This is a genomic window from Runella sp. CRIBMP, assembly GCF_009905605.1.
Classification (GTDB): domain Bacteria; phylum Bacteroidota; class Bacteroidia; order Cytophagales; family Spirosomataceae; genus Runella.
The window spans coordinates 212,237-221,754 of record NZ_JAAAKZ010000008.1 but is presented as its reverse complement, the minus strand read 5'-3'; the positions used below and the strand labels follow the sequence as shown (position 1 = coordinate 221,754).

At 43.9% G+C, this 9,518-nt stretch carries 10 protein-coding genes; 6 read left to right on the top strand and 4 right to left on the bottom strand.

Annotation, left to right across the window (positions count from 1 at the left end; genetic code table 11):
- Positions 1–182: 182 nt before the first annotated feature.
- Positions 183–1,325 (top strand): glycoside hydrolase family 5 protein, encoded by a 1,143-nt coding sequence (locus GVN20_RS19435; RefSeq protein ID WP_206023320.1) that lies wholly within the window; start codon positions 183–185, stop codon positions 1,323–1,325.
- 279 nt (positions 1,326–1,604) lie between these two features.
- Positions 1,605–2,135: a DUF5946 family protein gene (locus GVN20_RS19430; protein ID WP_166559938.1), complete on the top strand. Its 531-nt coding sequence runs from the start codon at positions 1,605–1,607 to the stop codon at positions 2,133–2,135.
- Positions 2,136–2,592: 457 nt separating this feature from the next.
- Here GVN20_RS19430 and GVN20_RS19425 read toward each other — a convergent pair whose 3' ends face one another.
- Positions 2,593–3,117 (bottom strand): hypothetical protein, encoded by a 525-nt coding sequence (locus GVN20_RS19425; RefSeq protein ID WP_166559937.1) that lies wholly within the window; start codon positions 3,115–3,117, stop codon positions 2,593–2,595.
- Between the two features lie 214 nt (positions 3,118–3,331).
- Between GVN20_RS19425 and GVN20_RS19420 the strand changes: the two genes are divergently transcribed.
- The 4 genes from GVN20_RS19420 (at position 3,332) to GVN20_RS19405 (ending at position 7,289) form a co-directional block, all read left to right on the top strand.
- Positions 3,332–3,895, top strand: a complete 564-nt coding sequence (locus GVN20_RS19420; RefSeq protein WP_166559936.1) for a TetR/AcrR family transcriptional regulator — start codon at positions 3,332–3,334, stop codon at positions 3,893–3,895.
- 2 nt (positions 3,896–3,897) lie between these two features.
- Positions 3,898–4,575, top strand: a complete 678-nt coding sequence (locus GVN20_RS19415; protein ID WP_166559935.1) for an NAD-dependent epimerase/dehydratase family protein — start codon at positions 3,898–3,900, stop codon at positions 4,573–4,575.
- Positions 4,576–4,636: 61 nt separating this feature from the next.
- Entirely contained in the window at positions 4,637–5,110 is a 474-nt protein-coding gene (locus GVN20_RS19410; protein WP_166559934.1) for a (2Fe-2S)-binding protein, read from the top strand.
- 4 nt (positions 5,111–5,114) lie between these two features.
- Positions 5,115–7,289, top strand: a complete 2,175-nt coding sequence (locus GVN20_RS19405) for a molybdopterin cofactor-binding domain-containing protein (protein ID WP_166559933.1) — start codon at positions 5,115–5,117, stop codon at positions 7,287–7,289.
- 53 nt (positions 7,290–7,342) lie between these two features.
- On the opposite strand, the gene GVN20_RS19400 is transcribed toward GVN20_RS19405, so the two are convergent.
- The 3 genes from GVN20_RS19400 to ruvX are packed head-to-tail and all read right to left on the bottom strand — an operon-like array spanning position 7,343 to position 9,130.
- Positions 7,343–8,074: a 3'-5' exonuclease gene (locus GVN20_RS19400; RefSeq protein ID WP_166559932.1), complete on the bottom strand. Its 732-nt coding sequence runs from the start codon at positions 8,072–8,074 to the stop codon at positions 7,343–7,345.
- Between the two features lie 14 nt (positions 8,075–8,088).
- Entirely contained in the window at positions 8,089–8,661 is a 573-nt protein-coding gene (def, locus tag GVN20_RS19395) for a peptide deformylase (RefSeq protein WP_166559931.1), read from the bottom strand.
- 55 nt (positions 8,662–8,716) lie between these two features.
- On the bottom strand, positions 8,717–9,130 hold the full coding sequence (gene ruvX / locus GVN20_RS19390; RefSeq protein ID WP_114068879.1) for a Holliday junction resolvase RuvX: 414 nt from the start codon (positions 9,128–9,130) through the stop codon (positions 8,717–8,719).
- Positions 9,131–9,518: the final 388 nt, after the last annotated feature.

The window sequence follows — 9,518 nt, the reverse complement described above, 5'->3', positions numbered from 1 at the left end:
GGGCCGCTCGGAGAAACCGCTGGGCGGCGGGCCGCTCGGAGAAACCGCTGGGCGGCGGGCCGCTCGGAGAAACCGCTGGGCGGCGGGCCGCTCGGAGAAACCGCTCGGCGGACCGTTCTGTGTCAAAAACATTGAAGTAATTTTACTGTTGTTCAATTTTGCTTTTCAACTAATCACTCCTTATGGAAAATCGCATCAATCGCCGCACCTTTATCAAAAACAGTTCGTTAGCTACGGTTGCTTTGTCGAGCGGAAGTTTAAATTTGTCGGTGAAAAAGAAAAACAAATTGCCCCAATGGAAGGGCTTCAATGTGCTGGATTTCTTCTCGCCCGACCCCGCCAAAAGCCGCCCGCAAACGCCCGAAATGTATTTTAAATGGATGGAAGATTGGGGCTTTGATTTTGTCCGAATTCCGATGGCGTACCCCGCTTATCTGAAATTTGACCGCTCCAAAAACATCCGAATCGACGAGATTAGAAACATAGATACCCAAATGACCGACCGTATCGAGCAGTTGGTCTATTGGGCGCAGAAATACAACCATCACGTTTCACTCAATCTCCACCGCGCGCCAGGCTATTGCATCAACGCGGGTTTTGTGGAGCCTTACAACCTTTGGACCAACGAGCAGGCGCTGAGTGACTTCTGCTATCATTGGGAATTTTGGGCGAAAAAATTCAAAGATACGTCTTCCAAAAAAATCAGTTTTGACCTCCTCAACGAACCGAGCTGGCGCGACGACATGAACGACCAATTGGGCAAAAAAACCAAATTGGAACCCGAAATGTACCGCAAGCTGATTTTGGCGGCCTACAATACCATCAAAGGAGTCAATAAAAAACACTTAATCATTGCGGATGGCAACAACGTTGGCAATGATGTGATTACGGGTATTTCCGATTTAGAAGTGGGGCAAAGTTGCCGAGGCTATACGCCCTCCATCATCTCGCATTACAAAGCCTCTTGGGTGTACAAAGACCCGGAAAGCCTGCCCGTTCCCGTATGGCCCGGAAAAGTGGGCGACCAAAACCTAAGCCGTAAAATACTGGAAGACAAATTTCAACCGTGGATAGACCTCAAAAACAGCGGTACGGGTGTTCACTGCGGCGAATGCGGCTGCTTTAACAAGACGCCCCACGACGTATTTTTGGCGTGGTTCAAAGATTTGCTTGGTATTCTGAGCGAAAACGGGATCGGCTTTGCATTATGGGAATTTGACGGCTCCTTTGGTTTGCTCAATTCGGGAAGAAGCGACGTTGATTACGAAAATTTCCAAGGCCAAAAATTAGACAGAAAACTGCTGACGCTTTTGCAGAAAGTGTAGGGTTAGCGTGAGGTGAAGGACATGCTCCGTCAAAGCTTCTCTGTACTGAAGTATTATTTAAGCGTCTATTGCAAGAAATTAAACACATTTTATCATCAATCAACTGTATATCAACTTATTAACAAACAATGGTTTTAAGTTTTGTATTGTAACACAGAAGCATTTACATTGCAGATAAAATACTAAAACATGCGTCAATCAGCGAGTTGGAGGTAATTTTAGGTTAGACTGTTACAAAATTTTTCGCGGATAATTTGAATTTAATTTGAGAACAGAAATATGCAAGACTTATTTGACTACGCCCAAAAATCAGGAATTGAACTTAAAAATGTGGGGAGATGTCAGTTTTGTTACTCAAATGTATCCAAAGGTGTATTTGAATGTGAGGGCAATTTAAACCACCTAACTCAAATTCTTGACTTTAATAATCCTATCTACTATGAAACACGGTTCTTAAGTGTTGATGCAATGGCTTTGCAGCATTGTGAATTGCACGGACCTTGGAACAATCATATTCATTTAACGAGGTTATACTTAATTTTTGAGAAAAATATCAAATGGGATTATGCTAAGACGCCTTTATTGAGCAACATCATTAACGCTTATAAAAAAGATAAAACCGAATTTTTGACACCACCCCGATTCGGAGAGCGAGGACAATTAACCACTTTAGATTTGCTGAATGCATCAACACCAGAAGAATGTATTAATATTGTAAAAAGCTGGGCGACTGAAGTTTATCATTCATTCAGTGAGCACCAAACCTTGATTTCTTCATTAGCAAACAGCTTTTTAAACAGATATGGTTGATATCACTTAGCATATCGGCTACATAAAGCGAAAACCAAATTTTGATGAGACATATCAAAAGAATTACGCAAATTAAAAACTACCACCACCATTGTATTGGCAATAGTCGGGCTGATAGTTGTAAACTCAATGGCATCGGCCGCCCGAATTTGTAATTCTATTGGGCATTTGTGCAAATGTTGGGCAGACGTTTTTCAAATTCTCCACCATCGCCAATACGTAAACCGTTAAAGATCAGCTTAAAAGACCACAGTTATCTATGGAGCAGATGACATTTTTATATACTGCACTTGGGGTGATGGACAAAACCTACTTTATATTAAGTCTGTGGAGTCACAAGCTAAGGTGTAGAGGGCATATTGTAAGTACCCCATTTCTATTTTTCAATATTGTTAATTTTTCCATTTTTAAGTACTTTTTTGTCCGCCTATAAAAGGTTTTGGGCCAAACATCACATCTAAAACTTATCGCTTCTAATGTCCATTTTGGAAGTAATTTTTTGAGGTACATTGTTTACAGAAACGGGAAGATTAATCACAAACTCGCCAAGGTCAGGAGTCAAATAAGCATACCCATCCAATTTTTTGCCAACAAGTTGAGGGTCTGCCGGGATGGCCGAATCACATACTCCACTAAAATCAATACGATAACGCGTAGCTTCCTGTTTAGGCATAGGGGAGGTAAAAGTAGCCTTTATTTCATAATCGTTGCCAGGGTTGGGGTTGAGTCCTGCGCATTTACCAACGTAAACAAATTGAATAGTGAGGGTTTTCTCGTCCTTTTTTGTAATAAAAGCTTTAGAGATAATCATATGACCTTCTTTGCAGGTGATGCGGGATGTAAAGTAGTCGATGGGCTTGGGAAAATACTCGAAGTACCCGTTTAGGAGTGGTTTTAAGATTTCGGGATCAATCGTAGGTTGGTCTTCGCCTTTGCAACTTAATACGAAAGTAAGAAGTGTTAAGTAAAGTACCTTTTTCATGGCAAACCTAAAAGTTGTTTTGGCACTAAAATACGCCTTTCTTTTGGCTGCCGAAACAAATAGTTATCAAGAGGTCTTCCGTTTCTGGAAGTAACAAGCGTGAGTTATCTCTATTATACGCCGTTGCTGGTGTTCGACAATAAAACCCAAAAACAAATTTGGAAAGCCCGATCCAAACCTTACCTTTGTAGAGTGATTAGTCAATCTAGTATAAATGGATAAAAAAGAACAGATACTGGCGAGTGCATTGAAGCTCTTTGTGGAGTTTGGTTTTCATGGTACGCCCACGAGCAAAATCGCTAAGGAAGCGGGGGTATCCAACGGAACCCTTTTTCATTATTTTGCCACCAAAGAAGACCTGATAAAGGAATTATACATCACCATCAAAAATGATTTAAACCAATTTTTATTCTCAAAAATCACTCCTGAGGATAGCGTCGAAGCCATCATAAAGAAAGTCTTTATCTATTTCATTTACTGGGCTTTAGACAACAGAGAGAAGAACCATTACATCCAACAGGTACTTTTTTCACCGCATATTTTTCAAATCTCCGAATCGGTTTTGATGGAGCAATCTCAGAAACACATTCAGTTGATTGAAGAAGCAAAAGCTACCAAAATCATCAAAGATTTACCCACTGATTTGATTTATACATTGGCCAACAGCCACTTGATGGGCATCTATAATTACGTTGTCAACTTACCCCCCGACCAACAAAAACCTATCATCGAAAACGGCTTTGAAATGCTTTGGGATATGCTGACCGAACAAAAATAACCATGAAAGAAACCAAAAAAATAAGAGCCATTGTGACGGGTGCCACGGGCATGGTCGGCGAGGGAGTATTGCACGAATGCCTACAAAGCCCTGAAGTTGAGGAAGTTTTGATTATCAACCGCAAACCTTCGGGCTTCACGCACCCTAAATTAAAGGAAATCATTCACCAAGATTTCTTCGACGTCTCTCCTATCCAAGCCCAATTGAAAGGTTACGACGCTTGTTTTTTCTGTTTGGGCGTTTCTTCCGTCGGGATGAAAGAGGAAGAATATACCAAAATGACCTACTCGCTCACGATGCACGTAGCCGAAACATTGAGCAAACTTAATCCTGAAATGACATTTTGCTACGTATCAGGCTCAGGCACCGACAGCACCGAAAAAGGCCGCAGCATGTGGGCGCGGGTAAAAGGCAAAACCGAAAACGACTTGATGAAACTGCCCTTTAAAGCCGTTTACAATTTCCGACCTGGTTATATGCACCCCACGCCCGGATTGAGGAATACCCTTCCTTATTACAAGTATTTAAGTTGGCTGTATCCCGTGTTTCGTAAGGTGTTTCCAGGGGCCGCAAGTACATTGGCAGAATTAGGACAGGGCATGATTAAAGTGGCTACAAAAGGCTATCATAAGCCCATTTTGGAAGTAAAAGACTTTGTAGCGCTGACAAAAACTCCTTAAAAATTTATCCTAGACATAGAGTGATTAGTCAATCTAAAAATCAATATTCAAACTAAACCAAATGGAAATCAACTTTAATATCAATGGCAAAACGGCAAAAGTGGACGTAGACCCTGCTATGCCCTTGCTTTGGGTAGTTCGGGATGAACTCAACCTCAAAGCCACAAAATTCGGCTGCGGGGCTGCACTTTGCGGCGCCTGCACGCTCCACATCGACGGCGAAGCCTACCGTTCATGCTCTATCCCCGTAAGCTTTGCGGCAGAAAAAAAAGTAACCACGCTCGAAGGATTATCCGAAAGTGAGGACAAACTTCACCCTATTCAACAGGCATGGATGGAAGAAAACGTGCCCCAATGCGGCTATTGTCAGCCCGGGTTTATGATGGCGGCCGTCAATTTTCTGGAGAAAAACCCCAACCCGACCGAAGAAGATATTAAAACCAATATCACCAACATTTGCCGTTGCGGTACGCAGCCCCGCATCATCAAAGCCATCAAAAGAGCCGCCCAACTTTCCCAAACCGCAACTTTATAACGACATGGCAACTGAAGATAAAAAACCAAAAAAGAAGTTTTCGCGGCGTAAATTTTTACAACGCGGCGCCATCATTTTTGGCGGAACCGTCGTAGCGGTTATTGCGTCAAAGGGGCCCATTCGTCGTTTTTTGGCCCAAAAAGCGGAAAATATGGATTTCCCCTTGCTAGTTTCCACACAGGAGCCTTCTTTCTGGTTTGAAGTATTGCCCGATAATACCATCCTCTACAAATCTACCAAACTGGAAATGGGACAGGGGATTTTTACGGGATTAGCGATGTTGGCCGCCGAGGAGCTAGAAGTATCGCTCGAACAAATCAAAGTGGTTCACGCCAATACGGCCAACGGCGTGGAAGACTCGCTCGGAACTGGCGGAAGCAACACCACCTTGTCGCTATTTAAACCCATTCGAGAAGTGGCCGCTACCCTGCGCGAAATGCTGAAAGCCCAAGCCGCTAAGCAATGGGGCGTACCCGTGGCAGGCATCAAGGTTGAAAATGGAATCATGACTTCGGGAAACCATAAAGCTACCTATTATGAAATTTCCACCTCCACCAAAGAATGGAAAACACCCGAAACACCCGCATTAAAGCCGTTTTCGGCGTTTAAATATGTAGGAAAAGACGTCAAACGCATTGACTTAAAACCAAAAGTGACGGGCCAACCCATCTTTGGCATTGACCAGACGTTTCCAGATATGTTGTATGCGGTGATGCTCCAATCTCCCTACATCGGCGGAACACTCAAAAAGCTAAACACCCAAGAAGCCGCAAAAGTCAGCGGAGTGGTCAAAATCGTGGAGGACAATGAGTTGGTGGCCGTCGTGGCCAAAAACCGATACGCTGCCGAGATGGGATTACAAAAAATAGAAGCCGAATGGGATGTTCCAAAAAAATGGCAACAGGCTGAATTTGAAGCACTCACGACCGTGGGCCTCGGAACCGACGTACGCATTCAAAGCGAAGGCTCGCCTGAATCGCTTTTGGAAAAAACGCCAGACAAAGTATTCAAACAAGAATACCGCACACCTTTGGCCACCCATGCCCACATGGAGCCGCACGGCGCCGTGGCGCACGTTGAAAAAGACAAAGCCACGATGTATGTAGGTACGCAGGCATCCACCCTTTTCAGAAGTGCCATCGCCAAAGCCATTGAGGTAGAAACCGAACAACTCAACATCGAAACCACCTACGCGGGCGGTAGTTTTGGCAGAAGAATAGATTCAAAACATTCCGAAAAAGTGGCGCGCATTGCCAAGATTGTTGGCAAGCCAGTACATGTATTTAATACGCGAACGCAAGAGTTTCAGAATGCCATTTATCGTCCACAAACGCACCATGTACTCGCCGCAAAAATTGGAGAAAATGGCAAAATCGAAGCCATCACCCACAACCAAGCCACCCCCGACCAGGTGCTTGGGGCAATTCCTGCCAATATCGGCTATACACTTTTAGGGGCTGATTTTGTGTCGGCGGGCCACGGTGCCAGTATTTTATATAACATTGAGCATAAATCAGCCACGTTGTGGCAAAATAAACTGCCCGTTCATACTGGAATCTGGCGTAGTGTAGGGATGTTTCCCAATACGTTTGCCATCGAAAGTTTTATCAACGAATTGGCCCATAAAACGGGCAAAGACCCGCTCAAAATGCGTTTGGAGTTGTTGGCAGGCAACGAACAAATCAACCAACGTTACAAAAAAGTATTGGAAACGCTGGCCGAAAAGAGCGGGTGGAACCAACCCAAAGCGGCGGGGATTGGGCGCGGCATCGCCATCGGCAACGACCGAAAGAGCATTGCGGCGGCGGTGATTGAAGTAGCGATAGTTGACAATCAAATTCGGGTAAAAAAAGTAACGCAAGTGCTTGACGCGGGCTTAGCCATCAATCCTGAGGGAATTAGGATGCAGGTAGAAGGTGCCACCATGATGGGGATTACGGCCGCGCTTTATGAAGGCTTAACCGTCAAAGACGGACAAATAACCGCGACCAATTTTCACGAATACCCCATGGCGAAACTTTCAGACACCCCCGAAATTGAGGTAATTATTCTGGAAGGGCACACCGAACCTTACGGCGTAGGTGAGCCCCCTCTTGCGCCAGTAGCGCCCGCTATTGCGGCGGCGGTTTTTGATTTAACGGGTAAGAATTTGAGAACGTTACCGCTGAAATTGAGCTAAAATAAATCGTCGTCGAGGTTCTGAGTTCAAGACCTCGACGACGTTCGTTGTCTTTATTCGGCCCTTACAATCAGCTCGGGCTTTACGGTATCGTATTGATTGAGACGAAGCCAAAGTTGCGCCAGCACCACGACGTCTTCTTTGCAATAACGACGGATCCGGTCGAGGTCTTTTTCGGCGTAATAAACCCGGGTCACGTCTTCGCCGCTGATATCTGACTTGCTGCTCGGAATGCCAAACAGCGCCGCCAATAAATCCAGCTGCGCAAAGCTTTTATAATCGCCAAAACGCCACATATCCAGTGTGTCTTGATGAAGAATTTCCCAAGGTTTTTTGCCCGAAAGTTTTAAAGAATCAGGCAGCGTAATTCCATTAACGAGCATTCGACGGCACAAAAAAGGAAAGTCAAACTCTTTGCCGTTGTGGGCGCAGAGAACGAGTTGGTTTTGGGGATATTTTTCAATCAACTCCTTAAATTCCAACAAAATCGCTTTCTCGTCGTCGCCCGCGATGGTTTTTACTTTAAAACGTGGCAGCTCATCGGAAGTGGTCCAATACAACGCTCCTACCCCGATGCAGATGATTTTGCCGAACTCGGAATAAATCGCCGCCCGGCGGTAAAACAAATCAAAAGCCGAGACGTGTTCATCATTGCGGATGTTGGCCGCCTTTCGTTGCCATTGTTCCTGCATTCGTTCGTCTAGCAGATCAAACGACGCTTTGGCTGACACCGTTTCCAGGTCAATAAAAAGAATATTTTTGGCAACTCGGCGAAGTTCTTGCATCTCGCGTTTCGAGGTTATTTAGGAAATCTCATTTTGTAATCCACTTTGACGTTGCCCTTTGTAATATCGGTGAGGCGTTTTTTGAGCATCTGTCGTTTGAGCATGGGCAAATAATCCGTAAAGAGTTTGCCTTCCAAGTGGTCATATTCATGCTGAATGATACGCGCCGCCATGCCTTCAAAGGTGTCTACGTGTTCGTTCCAATCAATATCTCGGTATTTGATTTTAATAAATTCAGGGCGATATACATCAGCTCTGATTCCCGGAATACTGAGGCATCCTTCTTCAAACGCCCACTCATCACCCGTTTCTTCCAACACCTGCGGATTAATAAATACTTTTTTAAACCCTTCCAAACTTGGGTCTTTGTCTTCCTCTTCTTCGTCTTCATTAAGAGGCGTACCATCCACTACAAACAACCGGATACTTTGTCCGATTTGTGGAGCCGCCAAACCAATACCCGAAGAATCGTACATGGTTTGGTACATATTTTCTACCAACTCGGGCAGGTTGAGTTCGTCTTTTTCAATGGGGCGAGCCACTTTTCGTAATACGGGGTCGCCATAAGCTACTATTGGAAAAATCATTGTTAATCGTTGTCCTTTTTAATGGTTTATCGGGCAAAACACCCATGATATGATTTCATCGTTGGCTTTCAATAAACGATTGCAAGATAATGGTGGCACTGACTTTGTCAATATTACCTTTATTGCGTCGATCACTTTTTTTAGACCCCATCGAAATCATGGTCTGTAAGGCCATACTGCTGGTAAAACGCTCGTCGTGTTCGTACACGGGGGTATCGGGAAACGCTTTTTTGAGTTGTTTGATGAACCCCTTCACGTGCGGCGTATTGTTGGTGTCGGTATTTTCCAACGTACGAGGCATACCTACCACAAATACATCCACGGTTTCGTTGGCGGTATAACGTTTCAAAAAATCAATTAATTCAAATGAGCGTACCGTTTCCAAGGCCGTTGCAATAATCCGTAACGGGTCGGTAACTGCCAATCCGGTTCGTTTTGAGCCATAATCAATGGCAAGGATTCGCCCCATTGGTTTGTTTTATTTAAGTACGTTATCCGTTTATTCTTTACTAAACACAAGCTGCGAATTATCGCTATATTTGATATTCTTTCAGCCCTAATGACAGGGTAAATTGCCAATTAAATCACAAATATAGCAGAAAAATCGTCAGCCTTTGGCGTAGATGGTTCATAAAAGGCTTTCAAACAAATGACAATTTGACAGTTAAAGCCCCCTCGCATCATTCTTTTATATCTTAAGTAAGTCCAAACTTTTGCTTGTTAAATATTGTTAAAAGGTAGAAATTTGGATACCGATTTTTTTGCCAGAGACGTTATGTTGGTGCATTTTTGAAGTGTAAATTGCAAAAACAGAAGAATCTAAAAATAAACAGTAATTAAAACCAAAACCAAAATAA